Origin of the sequence: Rhodococcus sp. 15-649-2-2 (assembly GCF_002258645.1) — a bacterium.
Lineage (GTDB): Bacteria > Actinomycetota > Actinomycetes > Mycobacteriales > Mycobacteriaceae > Rhodococcoides.
Genome location: NZ_NPFM01000022.1, coordinates 1 through 20,506, shown reverse-complemented (window position 1 = coordinate 20,506; position 20,506 = coordinate 1). Strand labels below are relative to the sequence as shown.

The following is a 20,506-nucleotide window of genomic DNA, read 5'->3' as shown; positions in this document are numbered from 1 at the left end:
GCGGTCACATCGGACAGCGACCCTACCGCTGAGTCAGGTAGGGCGTCCGCTAACTTCGGGACGCATACGGTTTGCCCGCTGCTGCCGGTCCTCGCACGTGGCCCACCAGCCCGGCGACGGCGAAGATGGTCACCACGTAGGGCAGCATCAACATGAATTCGCTCGGCACCGGAGACCCGATGATGCCCAGCACGTTCTGCAGATTCGACGCGAATCCGAACAGCAGTGCGGCCAACGTCGCGCGCACGGGATCCCACCGCCCGAAGATGACCGCGGCGAGTGCGATGTAGCCGGCACCGGCAGTCATTTCCTTGCCGAAGGCTCCGACGGAACCGAGCGTGAAGTACGCACCGCCGAGTCCGGCAATGGCACCGGCGAGGCAGACGTTCCAGAATCGCGTTCGAGCAACGTTGATTCCGACGGTGTCGGCGGCTTGCGGATGCTCACCGACGGCGCGCAGTCGCAGACCCCACTTGGTGTGGAACAGGCCGAAGAACACGAGCGCCACGGCGATATACATCAGGTACACGATCAGCGTCTGTCGAAACAGCACCGGCCCGACGATCGGAATCTGCGAGAGCACCGGAATGTCGATGCGCGCGAAGCGCGGTGGCGAATTGAGCGTCTCGGCGTTCTTTGTGAGAACCACCGAGTACAGGAAGCTGGTCAGTCCGACGACCAGGACGTTGAGCACCACACCCACGATGACCTGATTGACGAAGTAGCGAATCGAGAACACTGCCAGCAGCGAGGCGGTCAGTGCGCCGGCCACCAGAGCCGCGAGCAGCGCCACGTAGGTCGATCCGGTGATCGACGCGACGACGGCACTGACGAAGGCGCCTGCAAGCAACTGACCTTCGATGGCGATGTTGATGACACCGACCCGCTCGGAGATCACCCCGCCCATCGCGCCGAAGATCAGCGGTGTGCTCAGAGCGACTGCGCCGATGAGCAATCCGGGCACCGGAATGGTCTCACCGTCGGCTGCCCACGCGAGAAAGCCGAACACGAACAACACCGCGAACACGGCGAGCACCCACAGAGGCGTCGAGCGGTAGCGCGAGGCCAGCAGCGCCGCGTAGCCGGTGATGACGGCCAGCAACACGACCACGATCAGACCGGTGCCGTACGACGGCACACCCACGGCCGGCAGTGCGAAGAAGTCGCCCTCCGATGCCAATGCGAATGTGCTTGTGCCCGAACCTTTCTTGACAACGAACAGCACCAGAGCGAGCAACGTCACGACCCCGAGGATCGACGGCACCTTCCAGCTGCGACCGAGTATTGCCTCGGCGGGGGCGACGACGGGGGCGGTCACAGTGCACCCACCTTCGCGGTCTCGGCCTTCGCCAGTTTTTCTTCGCCTGGTTTGGGCAATCGGAACACCGCTCGCACCAGTGGCGGCGCAGCGATGAACAGCACGATCACCGATTGCACGACGAGCACGATGTCGATCGGTACGCCCTCGGCCGCCTGCATGGCGAACCCGCCGGCTTTGAACGCGCCGAACAGGATTCCCGCGAAGAACACGCCCCACGGTTTCGATCGGCCGAGCAGTGCGACTGTGATGGCGTCGAATCCGATTCCGGCATCGATGTCGGCGCTGAAGCCGGTGGTAACGGTGCCCAGCACTTGGGCCACTCCGGCAAGGCCGACGAGCGCACCGGACATGATCATGGCGTAGAGGTAGATCCGGTTGACGTTCATACCGGCCACCCGTGAGGCGTGTGGGTTCTCCCCCACTGCCCGGAAGCGGAATCCGAGGCTGGATCGCTCGAGCAGCCACCACACCGCAACGGTCACGAGGATCACCAGAACGAAACCGAGGTGCAGGCTGTATCGGTCGCCGAACAGCTTGGGGAACACCGCGGTCGACGCGATAGGAGCGGTCTTGGGATTGTTGGATCCCGGAGCCTGCAGGGCACCGGGGGTACGAAGTAGGTACGCGACGAGGTAGAACGCGATGTAGTTGAGCATGATGGTGACGATCACCTCGTGAGCGCCGGTGCGCGCCTTGAGGAATCCGGCGATTCCGCCCCATACCGCGCCGCCGAGTACACCCGCGACGACGGCGACCAGCAGGTGCAGTCCGGCCGGCAGGCTCACCCCGAATCCGACCCAGCCCGCACACGCGGCGGCGATGAGCATCTGGCCTCGTCCACCGATGTTGAACATGCCGACGCGGAAGGCAAGGGCCACACCGAGTCCCGCGACGATCAAAGGAGTGGCGAACGTCAGAGTCTCGGTCAGTGGCCGGATGCCGTTCTCGAATCCGGGCCGACGGAAGTTGTACACCGAGCCCTGGAACAACGATGAGTACGCGCCGGCAACGGAATCCCAGATGGCCTTCAGCATGTCCGAGGGACGCGAGAAGAAGTAGCCTGCCGACTCCTGGACGCCGGTGTTGGTGGCGGCGATGAGCACGGCACCGACGATCAGCGCGAGCAGTACGGCGAGAACCGAGATGATGGCACTGCCGGTGAAGATCTGCCGGAGCACTACATGTGACGCGGACGGCTGCGGAGGTGTCGGAGGCGGCGGAGCTGCCGGGGGCTGCTGGGTCTCACTCACCACGCTCACCGCCCATCATCAATCCGAGTGTTTCGCGGGACGTATCCCCGGGGACGATTCCCACGATTGCTCCTCGATACATGACGGCGATGCGGTCGGCCAGTGCGGCGACCTCATCCAGTTCGCTCGAGACCACGATGACCGGAATCCCCGAATCCCGAGTGGCGACGATGCGCTTGTGCACGAATTCGATGGATCCGACGTCGATTCCGCGAGTCGGCTGGGCCGCGACGAACAGCCGCAGATCGCGGCTCAGTTCGCGTGCGAGCACCACCTTCTGCTGGTTACCACCGGACAGGCGTCCGACGGCGGTCCCGATTCCCGGTGCCCGCACATCGAATTCGCTCAGCTTCTCCGATGCGAACTTCTCCAGATAGTCGCGCTGCACCGCTCCGCGCCGCACGAACGGCATGCTGTTCGAGCGGTCGAGCATCAGATTCTCCGCAATCGAGAACTCGCCCACCAAACCGTCGACGGTACGGTCCTCCGGCACGAAGCCGACACCGGCGTCGAGCACGTCCTGCACCGTCGATCCGACCAGCGAGCGACCGTCGAGACTGATCTTTCCGGACACGTTGTCCTGCAACCCGAGTAGAGCCTCGACGAATTCGGTCTGCCCGTTGCCCTGCACTCCGGCGACGGCGAGGATCTCCCCTGCCGCGACCTCGAGGCTGACGTCGACGACGGTCTTGTTGCCCTGGGCGTCGAACACCGACAGATTCTCGATGACCAGCGCCGGCTCTCCCGGAGACGCCGGATCCTTCGAGACCGTCAGCTGCACATCGCGTCCCACCATCATGGCCGCAAGTTCGGTGTTGGAGGCGGTCGGTTTCGCTTCACCGACCACCTTGCCGAGCCGGATGACGGTGATCTTGTCTGCCACTTCGCGTACTTCGCGCAACTTGTGGGTGATGAAGACGATGGTGGTGCCCGACGCCGCGAGCTCCCTCATGATCCGCATCAGATCGTCGGTTTCCTGTGGCGTCAGGACGGCCGTCGGCTCGTCGAACACGAGCACCTTGGCCTCACGAGAGAGCGCTTTGACGATCTCCACCCGCTGCTGCACGCCGACGGGTAGGTCGTCGACGAGAGCATCGGGATCGAGATCGAAGCCGAACCTCGCGGAGATCTCTCGTACCAGCTTTCGTGCTGCCACGAGATCGAGTCGTCCACCGAGCGAGGTGGTTTCGTTGCCGAGCACGATGTTCTCGGCGACGGTGAACACCGGAATCAGCATGAAGTGCTGATGCACCATGCCGATCCCGGCAGTCATCGCCTCGCCCGGACCGGCGAAGTTCTGCTCGACGTCGTCGAGCAGTATCTGGCCCTCCTCGGCGCGATACAGGCCACTGAGCACGTTCATCAACGTGGACTTGCCTGCACCGTTCTCGCCGAGGAGACAGTGGATCTCGCCGGATTCGACGCTCAGATCGATGTGGTCGTTGGCGATCAACGAGCCGAATCGTTTGGTGATACCGCGAAGTTCGAGCTTCATATCCCTTTACGACCGCTTGCTGCTACTTGGGTGCCGACGGCGACTCGACGGTGATGGACCCGTCGACGATGCCGGCCTTGATCGTATCCAGCTCGCCCTGCAGTGCGGGGTCGACCTTGGACTCGAAGTCGTGGAACGGTGCGATGCCGACGCCGTCGTTCTCCAGGGTGCCCACGTAGGGAGCGTTGTCGAACTTGTCTGCACCGGAGTTGGCCACCACCTCGTCGACGCTGGTCTTGAGGCCCTTGGTCACAGAGGTGAGCAACAGGTCGCCGACCGACGGGTCGGATTCGAAGACGTCGGCGTCGGCACCGATGAGGGCAACCGGACGCGAGGAGTCCCGAATGGCCTGCGCCGCACTCTGATAGATGGGTCCACCGACCGGGAAGATGACGTCGGCGTTCTGGTCGATCAGACCCTGAGCGGTGTTCTTGGCAACTTCGTTGGCGGTGAATCCACCGGTGAACGAGCCGTTCTGCGAGGGCACGTCCCAGCCGATGACGCGGACCGCCTTGCCCTTCTGCTCGTTGAAGTAGTTCACGCCGTCGGCGAAGCCGTCCATGAAGATGGTGACGGTCGGCAGCTGGGAGCCGCCGAACGTGCCGACCACTCCGGTGGTGCTGTAGCTCGCGGCCGCGTATCCGGCGAGGAAAGCCGACTGCGAGGCGTCGTAGGTCAGCGGCTTGACGTTCGGCAGGTCGATCGTCGAGTCGTCGATGATCGCGAAGTCGATGTCGGAGTTGGCCTCGGCTGCCACCTTGGTGGCGTCGGCAAGATCGAATCCGACGGTGACGATGAGGTTGCAGCCCTGATCGACGAGGTTGTTGATGTTGGGGGCGTAGTCGGTGGGCGACGCGGACTCGACGGTGCGCGGCTCGACGCCGAGCTCCTGGGAGGCTTCGGTCAAACCCTCGAACCCGAGCTGGTTGAACGACTTGTCGTCGAATCCGCCGCTGTCGGAAACCATGCAGGGCAGGAAGTCACCGGATCCGCCTCCACTCGATCCTTCGTCCTCGGGAGCGGATCCACAGCCTGCGATCAGGGCGATGGCACCGAGCGACGCGACGCCGCCGAGTGCTGCCTTCCGCGTACTCGTGCGGGTAACGAATGACAAGATGTCCTCCAATTTAGATGTGCTTCGTCTGGTTCGGGACGCTACTCGCGCGGGCGAGGGTGCGCAGGATTTCACTCAGGTGTCCTTATCGGATGCAGCCTTGTTCGGCACAGCCTTGTTGGGCTCGGCCTTGTCGGGCAAGCTGCCGCCTTCGCGGAGTATTCGTGCTTCGTCCTCACGCACCATCACTGCCGGCCCCGCTGCCACCACCGATGGGTTCGGCGGCGTACCGGGTCTGAATACGTTGAAGAATACGTTGAGGACCACCGCCACGATGCTGGCGGCACTGATTCCGGAATGGAAGATGGTGACGAACCAGTCCGGAAATTCGTCCCAGAAGTCGCTCGCGACAACGGGAATGAGGCCGAACGCCAAGGTCACCGCCACGATGACCACATTGGAGTTGTTGTCGTAGTTCACCTTGCCGAGGGTCCGGATGCCGCTGGCGGCGACGGTTCCGAACAGAGCGATGCCTGCCCCTCCGAGTACCGGCAGCGGGACGACACCGACGACTGCGGCAAGAACCGGCGAAAGGCCCAGCAGCGCAAGCACGCCGCCACCCACCGCCACGACGAAGCGGCTCTTGATGCCGGTCATCGCCACCAGACCCACGTTCTGCGCGAAGGCCGTCGCCGGGAACGTGTTGAAGATCGGGGCGACGGCAGAGGACACCATGTCGGCGCGCAGTCCGTCACCGACGCGCTTGGAGTCGACGTCGGTTCCGACGACCTCACCGACGGCGAGGATGTCGGCCGTGGTCTCGACCATGATCACCAGGATCACGATGGTCATCGAGACGATCGCACCGACGGCGAAGATCGGTGACCCGAACGCGAACGGCGTCGGTACGGCCGCCACGGACGCGTCACCGACACCGTCGAAGTCGGTCTTGCCGACGATCAGTGCTGCGATGGTGCCGACGACGAGTCCGAGCAGAATCGACAGCCTCGACAGGCCAGGAATCTTGGTCATCACCAGCACGGCGAGGAGGGTGAACATCGCCAGCCCGATATTGGCGGGGTCGAGGTAGTTCGGGTTCGGGGCACCGCCCACCATCTCCTGGCCGGTGATCCACCGCGCGGCGACCGGCATCAGCGACAGTCCGATGACGGTGATGATGCTGCCGGTCACCAGCGGCGGAAAGAAGCGAATGATCTTCGAGAAGAACGGCGCGATGGCCAACCCGATCAGCGCGGCCACCAGCACGGCACCGAGGACCGTGCGCAATCCGGTTCGGCCGTCTTCCGCACTGCCGATGATCGTCAGCACCGTCGATACCGAAGCAAACGAAATGCCCTGCACCAGCGGCAGTTGCGAGCCGAAGAACGGGATACCGATGGTCTGCAGCACGGTGGCCACGCCACTGACGAACAGCGCGCACGAAATCAGCAGGGCTTGGTCGGCACCGGACAGCCCGGCCGCTCCACCGACGATGATCGGTACGGCAATGACGCCACCGAACATCGAGAGAATGTGTTGCAGACCGTAACCGAACATCTGCAGCACCGGCGGGCGGGCGTCCTCGGGCCTGGTCATGAGAGTCAGGCTATGAACCGGACGTTACGGGCAGCCACACCGACCCATTTCGAGCGAGTTACGCTTGCTCGGCCTTGTCTGCTCCCACCAGATGCTCGAACGCCTTCAGGTTCGCCAACGATTCGCCACGCGAGACCCGCCATGCCCATTCACGTTTGATGGACTCCGCGAATCCCAGTTCGAGCAGCACGTTGAAGTCGCCGTCGGCGGCCTCGAGGGTCTGACCGAAGATCCGATCGAGTTCGTCACCGTCGACAGCCCGCAACGACATTCGGCCGACGAGGTAGATATCGCCGACCTTGTCGATGGTGTAGTGCACCCCGTACAGCCGACGGTTTCGACGCAGCAGGTACTTGTAGACGCCCTCGAAGTTCTCGTCGGGCTTGCGGCAGACGAACGCCTCGATGCGCACCCCGTGATGTCCGACGGTCAACATCGTCGTCGTCTTCAGTTTGCGTTCCCCGGGCAGTTCGACGGTGAACACCTCGCCGCGCCGCGTGTAGTCCAGTTCGCGATCCTTCAGGACCCGGTCGATCAGTTCGGCGGTCTCGCTCATGCAGTCACAGCTCCTGATCTGCGTAGTTTCGACAATCCTCGGACCCGTCGCGGCGAGAACTCGCTCGGTGCCTCACCGCGGTCGAAATGGAATTTGGCCTGACGGTAACTCTCGATGAGACCGTCCGCGGTGTGCTCCCACGAGAAGTTTTCGGCATGCCGAGGTGCCGCACTTGCCATGTCCGCCAATGCAGTTCGATCCGAGAGCATGGACGCGAGCGCATCGGCCCAGTCCTCGGTGCGGTGGCCCTGCACCAGACGGCCGGTCTCGCCCGATCGCACGGCCACGCCGAGACCGCCCACATCGGCTGCCAACACCGGCGTTCCGCACGCCTGGGCTTCGATCGCGACCAGCCCGAACGATTCGTTGTAACTCGGCACCGCAACGACATCCGCGGCGCGGTAGATCTGGGCCAGACGCGACGACGGTTGCGGCGGCATGAACGTCACCCGCGGGGTGATCCCGAGACTCTCGGCCAGATCGATGAGGCTGTCGGGTCGATCCAACCCGCTGCCCGACGGCCCGCCGACGATGAGGACCCGTAGTGGCGACGACGGATCTCGCTGCAGCACTTCGGCGGCCGCGGCGATGAGCACGTCCGGAGCCTTGAGCGGTTGGATGCGTCCGACGAATGCGACGATCGACTCGTCGGGGTTCAGACCCAGCTCGGTGCGGGCCGCGAGCTTGTCCCCCGGATTGTATTGCGCCAGATCGGCTCCCGGCGCAACCACGTCGATCGAGTCCTGCGAAGCCCCGTAGATCTCGACGAGGGACTTCGCTTCCTCGGTTGTGTTGGCGATCAGCCGGTCTGCCTCGGCCACCACTTGCTGCTCGCCGATCTGGCGCGCCGCAGGCTCCGGTGAGTCACCATGCGCCAACGAGGCGTTCTTGACAGCGGCGAGGGTGTGCGCGGTGTGTACCAGCGGCACTCCCCAGCGATCGCGCGCGAGCCAGCCCACCTGACCCGAGAGCCAGTAGTGCGAGTGCACCAGGTCGTAGTACCCGGGCTCGTGCCGGGCTTCCTCACGCAGAACCCCGGCCGCGAACGCGCACAGCTGGGTGGGCAGGTCGTGTTTGTCCAGCCCCTCGAACGGGCCGGCGACGATGTTGCGGACCAGCACTCCGGGTGCTGCCTCGACGACGGGAGCATCGGTGGACGCCGTGGCCCGGGTGAAGATCTCGACCTCCACACCCCGCTTGGCCAGCTCTTTGGCGCTCTGCAACACGTAGACGTTCATGCCACCCGCGTCACCCGTTCCGGGCTGCGCCAGTGGGGACGTATGCAAGGACAACACAGCGACCCTGCTCAGCTGGTGTCCAGTCACTCCCTCAGTGTGCACGCCTCCACATTACGTCTCGATAACTACCCCTTCAGACGACCGGGCAGACTCAGACCATCCGGGAGTGCAGCCTGCGGAACGACCCAGGCTGTCGAGAAACTCGGTCACCTCGGTGAGGAAGCGCTGCGGATCGGCCACGAACGGTCCGTGATCCACGCCCTCCCAGTACGACGCCACGGCCGTGGGTATCAGCTCCGCTGCATGACGCCCGGCGGAGACGTCGACGACGGTGTCCGCGGTGCCGTGCAGCACGAATGCCGGCACATCGAGGCTGCGGAGCAGGTCGTCGTGCCCGACGGCACGATCGAACAGGGCGGCGCGCACTCGCGGCCGGGTGGACAGGGTCAACCCGAACAGCGCTTGTGCTTCCGTCCCCTTTCCTTCCACCGGCCCGGTCAATGCGTTGCCGAAGCTACCGAGCGCCTTGATGGCTACGCGGGGCTCCTCGGCCATCGCACCGGGGATCGCCGCCCGCATGGCCGTCCCCACGCGTCCGCCTGCCTCTCCCCTGCCGATGCTGGTGATCGCGCCGACGAGCACGATGCCCGCCACCGCGCCCGTGCCGTGTTCGGCGAGGTAGTCACAGATGACCAGACCGCCGTAGGACCAGCCCAGGAGCACTGCGTCGGCGGTGATGCCCTCTGCAGCAAGCACCGCCTCGACGTCCCCGGCCCAGATCTTCGAGTCGTCGTACCCCGCCGCGGGGGCGTCGGAGTAGCCGTGACCCCGCAGGTCGACGGCGACAACGCGGTACCGCTCGGCCAAGTTCGCCAACAGTCCCTCGCCCCAGCACGCCGAGCTCTGCGCCCACCCGTGCAGCAGAACCAGTGGTCTCGCCTCGGGGTCACCGCTGACGCGGTAGACGATATTGGCTCCGTCGATCCCGGTGGCCTGGCGAACCGGTCCTGCTGCAGGGGTGCTCATGGTAGGTGAACCTACGCGGCAGCTCTGCGCATCGACGCGAGCGGATCGGAGTACAGGGAGCTGAGAGAGACCACCGTCGCGGCGTATTCCTGCACCCGGTCGCCGAATCCGGTGACGCGAATATCCCGGCGTGCCAGCGTCGAATGCGCGGTGAATGCCTCGCCCACGTGCGGGATTCCGGCCGGGTACGCGGTGAACGCCTGGCCCCCGAGTACGACGCGATCCGGATTGAACATGTCGCGCAGCAGCGCCACCGTCCGACCCAGTATTCGAGCGCGCTCGACCAGCAGTTCGCGCGCCGCCTCCGAACCGCCCTGCGCTGCCTGGTACACCGCGGCGATACTCGGATGTGGCTGCGGCGCAGCGACATTGGTCGCTCCGCGGGCTACGCTCACAGAGACATCGGTCGCTCCGCGGGCTACGCTCGGAATGATTTTGCGGTCGACGGCAGCAGCGACCACCGCTCGATCACTGACGGAGGCCTCGAGGCAGCCTCGATTACCGCATCCGCACAGCGCCGACGACCCGGTGGGCAGGTGGGCGATGGACCCGGGGCCGCTCGCCGGGGTGTGGACGCGGCCGTCGATCGTCAGAGCCATGCCTGCGGTCTCGCGAGCGTAGAAGTAAAGAGAGGTTCCGCTCGTGCTCTGCGCTGCCGCGGTGTCCGACAGTCGAGGTGCTAGCAACAATTCCGAGGCTGCCATCGCCTCGACGTGCCCGGACACCGAGATGGGAAGGCCGAGTCCGCCGCCGATGATGCCGGCGACGCGGCCGTTCTCCCACCCCAGTCGCGGGTGGTCGACGGTGCCGTTCGCGGTGTCGACACGGCCGCCGATGGCTACGCCGACCCACAGCGGTGTGCGGCGGTGCCAGCGTCCGGCAAAGGCACCGGCGCTGCGGGTGACGGAAGCCAGCGCCGCGTCGGGGGATCCACCTGGCGTGGGGATTTCGACGGCGCCGAGGATGCGCCCGCGCAAGTCGCTGACGGTGATGCCGGTGACGACGGCACCGATGTGGATGCCGATCGTCGAAAACGGTTCGTGGTTGACCTCGAACGGCACCCGGGGCCGTCCGATCGCTCCCGATGCCGTCAGGTCCGCACGCTCGCGCAACAGCCCGGCACCGAGCAGAGCCGATACCTGCCGATTGACGGTGGCGATACTCAATCCTGTTGTGCGAGCTGCGCTGTCGCGCGAGATGGGCCCTTCGACGCAGGCCACTCGCAGCACCGACGCCACGGGGCTGTCGACGATCCGCAGATCGGGTGCGACGAGTTGGACGCGCGATGCGGGAGCGGTGACCCGTCCGGGCGAGCGCAGAGCGGGGCGAGCGTGATGGTGGTGCAGCGTGGTTACGGACATCCGTCGTGGATCCTCAGCAGTGGAGACCGTCGTCGCGAAATGAACAACGACGACGGTGCGAAGTGATGCAGGTCAAGGGGCGAGCACGGTGGTCACGAAAGACCACGACACGCGAATCGACTGCCCGTAGCGCAAAAAGGCTAGAGACAGGTTCCTTGGCCGAGACAACACAGTTCCCGAGGGAGCGGCAAGCGAGAACCGAGGGACGCGGTCACATAGGTGACCCGCATCGCGGTGGTCTCGCTGGCGGACATGAGTCCAAAATTAGCACTCGAAGCCCGATTGTCCAATCGGGCCCGTCCAGAAGCGCTGTTTCTCCCGAACTAGAATTTCCCCATGACCTCGCCCGAACACATCGCACCCGATACCCGAATCGCCGTCGTCACCGGAGCGAGTTCCGGCATCGGCGCGGCCACCGCCCGCCAACTCGCCGCCGACGGATTCCACGTGGTGATCGGTGCCCGCAGACTCGACCGGCTCGAGGAGTTGGCGTCGGACATCGGCGGTACGGCTCTGGAACTCGATGTCACGGACGAGGATTCGGTTGCGGCCTTCGCCGCGGTGATCCCCCGCGTCGACGTCCTGGTCAACAATGCAGGCGGCGCAAAGGGATTGGCTCCGGTGATCGACGCCGACCTCGACGACTGGCGCTGGATGTGGGAGACCAACGTCCTCGGCACGCTACGGGTCACGAAATCGTTGCTGCCCAAGCTGATCGACTCCGGCGACGGCCTCATCGTCACGATCACCTCGGTTGCTGCGTTCGAGGCGTACGACAACGGCTCGGGGTACACCTCCGCCAAACACGCTCAGGCCGTGCTGCATCGGACGCTACGCGGCGAACTGCTGGGTAAGCCGGTGCGGTTGACCGAGGTTGCGCCCGGCGCCGTGGAGACCGAATTCTCGCTCGTCCGCTTCGACGGTGACGCCGCCAAGGCCGACGCCGTCTACCAGGGCATCACGCCGTTGGTGGCGAGCGACATCGCGGAGGTGATCGGCTTCGTGGCCTCGCGCCCGTCGCACGTCAACCTCGATCAGATCATCATCAAGCCGCGCGATCAGGCCGGCCCGGGGCGCTTCTCCCGTAAGTAGCCCATGTGCATGGAAACTCGTAGTGCGCTACGAGTTTCCATGCACGTGCGCGTAGCGCTCTACCCAGCGGGCGCGGGTGCCGTTGTCGTTGCAGGTGCCGTGGTCGCGGGGGTCGTGGTTGCGGCTGCTCCGCCGGCAGGAAGCGCCGACATCGACTCCCAGGTCGGCCAGTCGATGGCCCAGTCGTACAGGTCACCGTCGGCTGCGGACAAGTCGATACGGGTGCCGGTGACCTCCACCGGATCGCCGTACATCGCTGTCCCGAAGTACTGCTGCGCGTCCTCGGTGGAGAGGTTGATACACCCGTTGGTGACGTTGGACGCGCCCTGCACGCCGGTGGTCAGCGGGTTGGCGTGGATGAACTCACCGTTGTTGGAGATGCGCACGGCCCAGCGTTCGCGCACGTTCTCGTAGAACGGCGGGTTGGACATCAGGAAATCCTCGTGCTTCTCGGTGACGACGTGGATCCCGCTGCGAGTGACGTTGCGGTCCTCGTTGCCCTCGCCGTAGCTGACGGGGATGTCCATGATCGTCGCGCCGTCGCGGACCACCTGCATGCGGTGGCTGGTGGCGTCGGCGACGACCACCTGGCTGCGTCCGATACTGAAATTCAAGGTGACGTCGTCGGCTCCGTACGCGCCGTCGCCGTAGTTCACGCCGTAGAGCTTCGCGACCACCGACACCGTCGTGCCGGGAGCCCAGTAGTTGGTGGGACGCCAGTGGACGCGCGAGCCGTTGTCGTCGGGGAACCATGCCCATGCGCCGGGAGTCGGCGGGTTGGTGGTCACCGTCAACGCCTTCTCGACGGCCGCCTTGTCCTCGATCGCCGAGTCGAACTGCAGGATGATCGGCGCGGCGATGCCGACTTCCTGGCCGTCGCCGATGTTGGTGCTCACCGAGGTTCGGCTGTCCGGTTCGACGGTGGTGAACGCACCCTCGATGGGCACGGTCTTGTTGTCGCCGCCGACTGCCGAGCCGGACCACGTGTACTCGACGCCGTACCCCAACGGTTCGGTGACGGCGTACGAGGTCTTGTCCGGTGAGAGTGCGCCCTGGACGACCTTGCCCTCGGGGTTCGTCAGCGCAACCTCGGTGAGCGTTCCGTCGGTCACGGAGACCGAGATGGGCGCGACGGGGCTGATGTCCACGGCACCGTCGGCCGGGTTCGCGGTGACCTTCGCAACGGGCGCGGCCTCGGTGGTGGGGGCTGCAGCTCCCGAGCCTCCGTCACCGGATCCGACGGTGCAACCTGCCACCAACGCCACCAAGGCGACGAGCACGGCGATCAACCACACCGCGCGCGTCCGTTTTGTCTGTTCTACCTGCTCATGCACGTTATCCAACGTACCTGCGTCTGCGAACTGCCCCACTTTTCCGGGTCATTTTGGGGGCAGTCTCACAGCAGAGTCAGAGCTTCTGCGTGCGGAGCTCGTGGCCCTTCGACGTCAGGCAGCGGCCGGTTTCGAGGTTCCAGTCCCAACCGTGCAGGTTGCAGGTGAGCTTCTTGCCCTCGACGATGCCGAACTTCGTCAGGTCCGCTTTCAGGTGTGGGCAGCGACGTTGGATCTCGTAGCCGCCCATCGTGATCGTGGCGGTGTCGTCGTGTGCCTCGGAGAACCAGCCGTCGGCATAGGCGATGCGTTCGTCGGTGAGGCATTTGAAGAACGTGTACAGGAATTCGTTGTAACCGCCGACGCGTCGGGCCCGGAAACGGGTGGACAGGAAGATCGAGTTCACCCAATCGGGCTCCTCATCACGCACTGCGGTGCGGACCAGTTCCGGCGGAATGGTGAAGCTGTAGCGGAACTTCTCGTCCGAGATCGGCTCTCGCACAATTCTTTTCGGAAAGTCCAGCACGACGGTTTCGTCGCCCATCGTGATCCCGACGGGGTAGCCGATGCCGTCGCAGATCAGGTCCGTCTGCGCCATGATCGGCTCGAACAGCCCCCGCAACGGCTCGAGCAGCGGCTCGCCCTCGGCCGGAGCCCAGCCGGCTTTCTCGGCCGCGATGACCGATGCCTGACGCTGGGCGTAGGCCTCGATGTACTCGCCCTTGCCGGTGGTGAAGATGGCCTCCGCCTCGGCGGTGGGAATGGGGTGCTCGTGCGAGAGCAGCTCGGAACCGTCGAACGTTGCGGCGGTGCCCGGCATCATCAACAGACCCTTGTCGTGCCCGTGCAGGCGCATCTGCTCGAGAAACACCATCTGGTCCGGGAACACGTTGGCCGGGTCGCCGTAGACGTCGTTGAGGAAGCGCAGATCGTCGTCGAGGAAACACGGCGGGCCGGCCGACGGAATCACCCAGGTGGAGCCGACCTGTTCGATGTACTGGCGCGCTCGATCCATCTGCCGCTGACGCTTCTGGATGCCGAAGTTCTTCTTCGCCCGCGAGACCATGTCGTAGACCATCGGGTACCAGATCGCGCCCGAGTACTGCAGCATGTGCACATCGACGGGGCCGAAGTTCTCGGTCATCACGTCCAGGTCCACCGGCCGTGCGTCGTTCATGTTGAACGCCACGGTCTTTCCGTCGGAGACGACCAAGCCCGAGTCGCCGATCGGACCGTCGGCTGGTGCACGCAGCGCGATGATCATGATGTCGAGATCGCCCTTGGGGCCGGAGATCGTGTGTTTGACCGAGTCCGTCGTCTCGTAGAACTTGTGGAAGCCGAGCTTCTCGAGCTCGTGCTTGAGGTCGAGCACCGGGTAGTCCGGCAGCAGCACGGTCGCGTCCTTGTTGACGTGCTCGGCCAGGTTCCGTGGATCGAAGTGGTCCTTGTGCAGGTGCGAGACGTACAGGTAATCGCAATCACCCAACTCGTCCCAGTCCAGGCCCGAGTTGTCGGGGAACGGGAACCACGATGCGTAGAACGACGGGTTCACCCACGGATCGCACAGGATGCTCCCGGCGTCGGTCCGAATATGGAATCCCGCATGTCCCACGCTGGTGACCTGCACTGATTTACCTCCTACGAGCCGGGCTTTTCAAAGCTCCATCGTATGCGCCGTTTCGGGCGGCTCTAACCCAGCGCGCAGTTGACGAGGTCACACTCGGGAGTGAGCGTGACGCCGAACTTCTCCTGCACACCGTCTCGCACGTGCGCGGCGAGCGCCATGATGTCCGACGCGGTCGCCCCGCCTCTGTTGGTGATGGCCAACACGTGTTTCGACGACAATGCCGCGGTGCCACGCCCGAATGCGGTGCCGTAGCCGCGCGGGAAGCCTGCGTTCTGGATCAGCCAGGCAGCCGGGATCTTGGTTCCCGCTGGGTCGGGAAAGCTGGGCGCGTGCGCAGCGGCCTCGGGCACCTCGGGCAGTACCGGGTTGAGGAAGAACGATCCGACACTCCACGTGTCGTGATCGCTCGCGTCGAGCACCATCCCCCGCTCGCCGCGCAGAGCCAGTACGGCGCCGCGTACGTCCGGCACCGGTACGACGTCGCCGATCTGCACGTCGAGACGCTCCGACAGTGCCGCGTAGCGCACCGGTAGAGACTCGGTCGTCTTCTTCAGCGCGAACGTCACGTCCAGAATCACGTACCGCGAGGATCGCTTGAACACCGACGACCGGTGCGTACCGAAACCGCACTGCGCCGGCGTCCACACCGCCGTCTCCTCGGTCTGCCGGTCGTAGACGGTGAGACTGTGCAACAGCTCCGACGTCGACGCGCCGTATGCGCCGACGTTCTGGATCGGCGTCGCGCCGGTGGTTCCGGGAATGCCCGACAGCGCTTCCATCCCGGACAGACCTGCATCGATCGTCGCCTGCACGACGGCATCCCACTCGACGCCCGCATCGACGGTCACGATCTCGCCGTCGATGTCCAGCCGCGAGCCGGTCACCTGAATCACCCGACCGTCGAACCCGTCATCTCCGACGACCAGGTTGGATCCACCGCCGACGACCAGCACGTCGGTTCCGGCCCGATCCGCGTCGCGCACCAGCGAAACCAACTCGTCACCGGTCGTCGCGACACAGAATTCACGGGCCGGGCCGCCCACTCGAATAGTGGTGAGCTCCGAAATTGCAGTAGGCACGGACTCTCACGCTACCGGTCGCGCACGAGCGCTGGAGTCACCCGGTAACCTGCGGGGATGCCTCGCCCCATTGAGCACAGCTCGACTGTGCCCGCCTCCGCCGACAAGGTCCACGCCGCACTGACATCCGAGCAGTACTGGAAGGACCGCATCGAGCAGATCGGCGGCCCCGGTGCCAGCCTGAAGAGCGTCACCGTCGGCGACGGCACCATCGACGTCGTCATGACCCAGTCCGTCCCCGAAGAGGAGTTGCCGTCCGCGGTGACCGCCTTCAAGAAGGGCGACCTCATCATCGAACGCACCGAGAGCTGGGGACCGTTCGACGGCACCCACGCCGCGGGCACGTTCGGAGCCACCGTGGAGGGGGCACCGGCTCGCATCACCGGCACCACCACTCTCGACGGTAAAGGCGATACGACGACCGTCGCACTGGCCGGCACCACCGAGGTCAAGGTCCCCATCTTCGGCGGGAAGATCGAATCGATGATCAGCGAGCAGGTGCTCTCGCTCATCGACAACGAGCAGGACTTCACCGGTAACTGGATCGCCGCACAGGCGAACAGCTAGCCTGGCGCACTATGGCTCGCCGAATGAACTACTCCGCCCGGTTCACCCACTCGACGCAGCAGGTCTATGCAGCGCTGTCCAGTCGCGATCACTGGGACGCGCGCATCGAGGAGATGCGTAAGTACTCGGAGAACGAGCTGAAGAGCTTCGAGGTGTCCGACGCCGGAATCGACATCGTGATGCACCACGTCATCCCGCGCACCGAACTGCCCGACATCGCGCAGACGGTGATGAAGAAAGACATGGTCATCACCCGCAACGTGCACTTCGACGCGTACGAGGAAGTCACCGCGGGCCACTACGACGCGTCGATTCCGGCCGGTCCGGGTTCGTTGAAGGGCACCACGTCGCTCTTCCCCACCAACGGCGGTTCGACCCTACGCACCTCCTCGGAGGCCAAGGTGTTCCTGCCGTTCATCGGCGGCAAGCTCGAGCAGCTCATGCTGGTCAACCTCATCGACCTGTGGCGCGGTGAAGGCGAAGTGACCGCCGACTGGCTCGAAAAGAACGCCTAGCCCACTGAAGGGGCCTGAAGGCGTCATCACCCGCGGCACCACCGGCATCAATCGGTTGCGTCGCAGCGACCGATGGCTCATGCACGATGCCGATGTTCGACGCGTCCTGCGCGAATCACCGGATCCCCTCGTCGTCGACCTCGGGTACGGGGCGATGCCGAACACGACTCTCGAACTCGCGGGCAGACTGCGCACCGTCAGGCCCGATCTCCGAGTCACCGGTCTGGAAATCGACCCCGCCCGCGTCGTTCCGGGGAGCGACGGCGTGGAGTTCGCCCGTGGCGGATTCGAGTTGGCCGGTCTGCGCCCGAACCTGGTGCGTGCGTTCAACGTACTGCGGCAATATCCCGAGGACGCGGTTCCTGCTGCCTGGCAACGCATTCAGTCTCGCCTGGCACCCGGCGGCCTGCTGGTGGACGGTACCTGCGACGAGTTGGGTCGACGCTGCGCGTGGGTATTGCTCGACGCCGAAGGCCCGCGGTCTCTGACTCTGGCCTGGGATCCGTTCGATGTCGAGATGCCGTCGGACATCGCGGAGCGACTCCCGAAGGTGTTGATACACCGCAACATCGAGGGCGAGCTGATCCACGATCTGCTGCAGCGAGCCGATCGAGCGTGGTCGGTCTCGGCGCCACTGGCCCCTTTCGGCCCCCGCCTGCGCTGGCGCGCAGCTCTGAGAGTACTTGCCGAACAGGGGCTTCCGATCACTCTCCCCCGCCGCCGCATGCGAGACAACGTGCTCACGGTGCCCTGGGCGACGGTTGCGCCGAGATGAACGATCTACCCCTCACGGTCAGACCGTGCGCGCCCGAAGACCTTTCGAAGCTCGAGCAATGGTCGAGCACAGATCCGGTCGACTGGGTCGATCGCGCTCGTCTCCACGAGGGTATGGCGTCGGGCAATTACCGATACGAGTGGACCTGGCTTGCCGAACGCGCGGGACGTCCGGTCGGGCGCGCTGTGTGGTGGGGCCGTCCGGGCGCAAGCAGCCCCGTCACCCTCGACTGCTTGTCGGTCGTGCGTGCCGAGAAGCGACCGGCCGACGTCGGCGCTGCCCTGATCAGCAGCGCTCGCGCGGCCTTCGAGCACACCGCCGATCTCGAATTCAATGTCGATGTGGCGGTGAACAATTGGAGAGCCGACTCGTTACCGTCGGCATTGGCGTGGCGCAAATCAGCCGCGCACCGGGGTGGTTTCACCCGCACGACCGAACGCGTTTCCTTCGCCCGAACCGCTGACGATCCAGTGCCCGAGGCCTCGACTCGTCTGCACTTCTCGGCGGGCACCGATGCGCAGTTCCTCGCAGTGTTCGAGGCCGTCGCAGCCGGAAGCCTCGACTCCCATACCCGCGCCATGGTTGCCGAACACGGAGTAGCCGCACTCGCGGAAGACGATCTCGCCTTCTACGGTTCCCTACCGGGGCGACGCGAGGCCTGGCAGATCGCGAGCCGACCCGATGGCACGACTGTGGGCTTCGTGGTGCCGACGAGAAATGCCTACGACGCGGCCATCAGCTATCTCGGAGTGCTTCCCGAGCATCGCGGTCAGGGGTATGTCGACGATCTGCTGTCACAGATGGTCCGGATGCACCACGACGACGGGCAATCCCGCATCGTCGGAACAACCGATGTGGTCAATGCCCCCATGCGTTCTGCCTTCGAGCGCGCAGGTTTTGCCGTCACCCGTACCCGGATCGTGCACGCGGGCCGGTGATCACGTGCAGGCAGACAAGGCCAGTTCGACGCGTTCGGCCACTCGATCGGTGCTGCTGCCGGCCTCGGAGTACAGCGCTTGCGGGTCGACGCGACCGATCGCCACGGCGTCGCACACCACCTCGTCGAGGGTCAGTTGCGAGATTCCGCCGGCAGCGAGATCGAGCACCGTCCGCACCGGCGTGGTGATGTTGAACGTGCCGGCCGATTCGACGTCACGAGGCTCGAGCCGCAGACGGTGAACCGCAAGTCGGGTATCGCTCAGGCGTAGGTCCCCGAACGCGCACAGGTGCACGAACTGCGGGTGCAGGTGACCGAATCCGTGCAACTCGGCGGCGCTCTGGTGCGAGATCACTGCCTCGCCTCCGAACCAGGCGCACCACATCGCGAACACCTCGAGCTCGCTGTGCGGCCATTGGCCCAGTCGGAACAAGTTGCGCTCGACGCGGGTCCACGTGTTCGTCGCCAGGTTGACGCGCACCATTGCCGAATCGAAGCCGAGCTCACCGGCCTGCTCGGCGGTGAAATAGCCGTCTTGACGAGTGGCGAGCGAGTGCAGTTCCTGCACACTCGGTCCTGTCGTACCCATGCCGCAAGCGTACGGCAAAATGTGTTACAGATCACAAACTTTGGTACCGGAGACATCTCTTCGGCGAGTTTCACAGAGCTTGCTCAGAATCATCGGGAAGACTGCCGGGAATGTCCTCCACAGCCAAGCGCAGCAGCGTGCCGTTGATTGCAGTCTCCGTCGTTGTAGTCCTCCTCGTCGCCGTCATCGGTGGCGAGTTGTTCGTGCGTCAACAGATCAAATCGTGCCTCGCCGGCCAGCTCGAATCCGAGCTCGGCAGCCAGGTCGAGGTCGGTCTCGGCCTCAAGCCGGTTCTGCTGTCCTTGGTGGACAAGAAGGTCTCGTCGGTCACCGTCGACAGCGACGACGCGCGATTCGGGCCGGCCGAGGGCATGGTCGTCCACGCCGAGGCACGGGATCTGAACCTCACCCAGTCCGCGGATTCCGGCGGCACCATCGGCAGCTCGAGTGCGGATATCTCGTGGTCCACCGACGGCATCACCCGCACCCTGCAGAGCCAGGGCATCGGCGCGATCGTCTCGGGCGTCACCTCGGATGCATCGGCGGGCACCCTCGAATTCGCCGTCGGTGCGCTGGCGAAGCTGACCGTCAAGCCGCAGGTCGCCGACGGCAGGGTCGACTTTCAGACCGTCGACGCGTCGATCCTGGGTCTCGGTATCCCCACCGACCTGGTCGACTCCGTCGTCGGAGTGCTGACCGACAGCCTGCAGGCGTATCCGTTGGACATGACCCCGACGTCGCTGACCGTCACCGACTCCGGCATCGAGCTCACACTCGAAGGCGGGCAGTACACGATTCCCGCGACCCAACAGAACCAGAATCAGCAGACCCCCGAGGGCTGCTCACTCGTCGCGTAATCCATGTGCGCGGTAACTCGTAGCAGAGTACGAGTGACCGCGCACGTGCGACGCAGCCGCTCTCATATGGAGGTCGGCCTGTCAACGACGGCATGGTGAAGCGGTGGCACGCACCGTCGTGTGTGCCACCGCTTCCTGTTGCCGGGATGGTGATCGATGCGAGTGGGAGGTGAGCGTGTCGTAGTGTTCGACGCGTCGTCAACTCTCATATACGCGGGTTGGTTACCGCAGGACGGACTG

Annotated in this window: 19 protein-coding genes; 6 read left to right on the top strand and 13 right to left on the bottom strand. The window is 65.0% G+C overall.

The genetic code is table 11. The annotated features are described in order from the left end of the window. Positions 1 to 49: 49 nt before the first annotated feature. The 9 genes from CH305_RS13995 to CH305_RS13955 all read right to left on the bottom strand — a co-directional run bounded on the left by CH305_RS13995 (position 50) and on the right by CH305_RS13955 (position 10,897). Positions 50 to 1,318 carry an ABC transporter permease gene (locus CH305_RS13995; RefSeq protein ID WP_094704013.1) on the bottom strand — a complete coding sequence of 423 codons (1,269 nt, stop codon included), beginning with the start codon at positions 1,316 to 1,318 and terminating at the stop codon, positions 50 to 52. Continuing rightward, the gene (locus CH305_RS13990) at positions 1,315 to 2,571 is read right to left on the bottom strand and encodes an ABC transporter permease (protein WP_080734315.1); all 1,257 of its coding nucleotides are present in this window, start codon (positions 2,569 to 2,571) and stop codon (positions 1,315 to 1,317) included. Before CH305_RS13990 ends, CH305_RS13995 begins: the two co-directional genes overlap by 4 nt. Next, positions 2,564 to 4,066, bottom strand: a complete 1,503-nt coding sequence (locus CH305_RS13985) for an ABC transporter ATP-binding protein (RefSeq protein WP_094704012.1) — start codon at positions 4,064 to 4,066, stop codon at positions 2,564 to 2,566. Before CH305_RS13985 ends, CH305_RS13990 begins: the two co-directional genes overlap by 8 nt. Before the next feature lie 22 nt (positions 4,067 to 4,088). Continuing rightward, the gene (locus CH305_RS13980; RefSeq protein ID WP_230592351.1) at positions 4,089 to 5,180 is read right to left on the bottom strand and encodes a BMP family protein; all 1,092 of its coding nucleotides are present in this window, start codon (positions 5,178 to 5,180) and stop codon (positions 4,089 to 4,091) included. 75 nt (positions 5,181 to 5,255) lie between these two features. Continuing rightward, on the bottom strand, positions 5,256 to 6,716 hold the full coding sequence (locus CH305_RS13975) for a nucleobase:cation symporter-2 family protein (protein ID WP_094704011.1): 1,461 nt from the start codon (positions 6,714 to 6,716) through the stop codon (positions 5,256 to 5,258). A gap of 58 nt (positions 6,717 to 6,774) precedes the next feature. After that, positions 6,775 to 7,272 carry a YbjN domain-containing protein gene (locus CH305_RS13970; RefSeq protein WP_032380356.1) on the bottom strand — a complete coding sequence of 166 codons (498 nt, stop codon included), beginning with the start codon at positions 7,270 to 7,272 and terminating at the stop codon, positions 6,775 to 6,777. Beyond that, entirely contained in the window at positions 7,269 to 8,597 is a 1,329-nt protein-coding gene (mshA, locus tag CH305_RS13965; protein WP_256983747.1) for a D-inositol-3-phosphate glycosyltransferase, read from the bottom strand. The genes CH305_RS13970 and mshA overlap by 4 nt, the downstream gene beginning before the upstream one ends. A 24-nt stretch (positions 8,598 to 8,621) precedes the next feature. Continuing rightward, positions 8,622 to 9,536 carry an alpha/beta fold hydrolase gene (locus tag CH305_RS13960; protein ID WP_256983746.1) on the bottom strand — a complete coding sequence of 305 codons (915 nt, stop codon included), beginning with the start codon at positions 9,534 to 9,536 and terminating at the stop codon, positions 8,622 to 8,624. 11 nt (positions 9,537 to 9,547) lie between these two features. Continuing rightward, positions 9,548 to 10,897: an ROK family protein gene (locus CH305_RS13955; RefSeq protein ID WP_179278287.1), complete on the bottom strand. Its 1,350-nt coding sequence runs from the start codon at positions 10,895 to 10,897 to the stop codon at positions 9,548 to 9,550. Between the two features lie 336 nt (positions 10,898 to 11,233). On the opposite strand from CH305_RS13955, the gene CH305_RS13950 reads away from it, so the two are divergent. Next, positions 11,234 to 11,989 carry an SDR family NAD(P)-dependent oxidoreductase gene (locus tag CH305_RS13950; RefSeq protein ID WP_032380354.1) on the top strand — a complete coding sequence of 252 codons (756 nt, stop codon included), beginning with the start codon at positions 11,234 to 11,236 and terminating at the stop codon, positions 11,987 to 11,989. Between the two features lie 59 nt (positions 11,990 to 12,048). Here CH305_RS13950 and CH305_RS13945 read toward each other — a convergent pair whose 3' ends face one another. The 3 genes from CH305_RS13945 to CH305_RS13935 all read right to left on the bottom strand — a co-directional run bounded on the left by CH305_RS13945 (position 12,049) and on the right by CH305_RS13935 (position 16,026). Further along, positions 12,049 to 13,323 carry an Ig-like domain-containing protein gene (locus CH305_RS13945; protein ID WP_218828590.1) on the bottom strand — a complete coding sequence of 425 codons (1,275 nt, stop codon included), beginning with the start codon at positions 13,321 to 13,323 and terminating at the stop codon, positions 12,049 to 12,051. Positions 13,324 to 13,396: 73 nt separating this feature from the next. Continuing rightward, positions 13,397 to 14,947 carry an MBL fold metallo-hydrolase gene (locus tag CH305_RS13940; protein ID WP_094704010.1) on the bottom strand — a complete coding sequence of 517 codons (1,551 nt, stop codon included), beginning with the start codon at positions 14,945 to 14,947 and terminating at the stop codon, positions 13,397 to 13,399. 62 nt (positions 14,948 to 15,009) lie between these two features. Continuing rightward, positions 15,010 to 16,026: a UDP-N-acetylmuramate dehydrogenase gene (locus tag CH305_RS13935; protein WP_094704009.1), complete on the bottom strand. Its 1,017-nt coding sequence runs from the start codon at positions 16,024 to 16,026 to the stop codon at positions 15,010 to 15,012. A gap of 57 nt (positions 16,027 to 16,083) precedes the next feature. Between CH305_RS13935 and CH305_RS13930 the strand changes: the two genes are divergently transcribed. The 4 genes from CH305_RS13930 to CH305_RS13915 all read left to right on the top strand — a co-directional run bounded on the left by CH305_RS13930 (position 16,084) and on the right by CH305_RS13915 (position 18,821). Then, positions 16,084 to 16,593 carry a DUF2505 domain-containing protein gene (locus tag CH305_RS13930; protein ID WP_032401840.1) on the top strand — a complete coding sequence of 170 codons (510 nt, stop codon included), beginning with the start codon at positions 16,084 to 16,086 and terminating at the stop codon, positions 16,591 to 16,593. A gap of 11 nt (positions 16,594 to 16,604) precedes the next feature. Then, on the top strand, positions 16,605 to 17,108 hold the full coding sequence (locus tag CH305_RS13925) for a DUF2505 domain-containing protein (protein ID WP_032380350.1): 504 nt from the start codon (positions 16,605 to 16,607) through the stop codon (positions 17,106 to 17,108). 79 nt (positions 17,109 to 17,187) lie between these two features. Continuing rightward, on the top strand, positions 17,188 to 17,883 hold the full coding sequence (locus CH305_RS13920) for a class I SAM-dependent methyltransferase (RefSeq protein ID WP_256983744.1): 696 nt from the start codon (positions 17,188 to 17,190) through the stop codon (positions 17,881 to 17,883). Next, positions 17,880 to 18,821: an N-acetyltransferase gene (locus tag CH305_RS13915; RefSeq protein WP_094704007.1), complete on the top strand. Its 942-nt coding sequence runs from the start codon at positions 17,880 to 17,882 to the stop codon at positions 18,819 to 18,821. Before CH305_RS13920 ends, CH305_RS13915 begins: the two co-directional genes overlap by 4 nt. Here CH305_RS13915 and CH305_RS13910 read toward each other — a convergent pair whose 3' ends face one another. Next, the gene (locus tag CH305_RS13910; protein ID WP_032380348.1) at positions 18,822 to 19,409 is read right to left on the bottom strand and encodes a hypothetical protein; all 588 of its coding nucleotides are present in this window, start codon (positions 19,407 to 19,409) and stop codon (positions 18,822 to 18,824) included. A gap of 110 nt (positions 19,410 to 19,519) precedes the next feature. On the opposite strand from CH305_RS13910, the gene CH305_RS13905 reads away from it, so the two are divergent. After that, complete coding sequence (locus CH305_RS13905) at positions 19,520 to 20,266, top strand: DUF2993 domain-containing protein (protein ID WP_032380347.1); 747 nt, start codon at positions 19,520 to 19,522, stop codon at positions 20,264 to 20,266. The last annotated feature ends 240 nt before the right edge of the window (positions 20,267 to 20,506 follow it).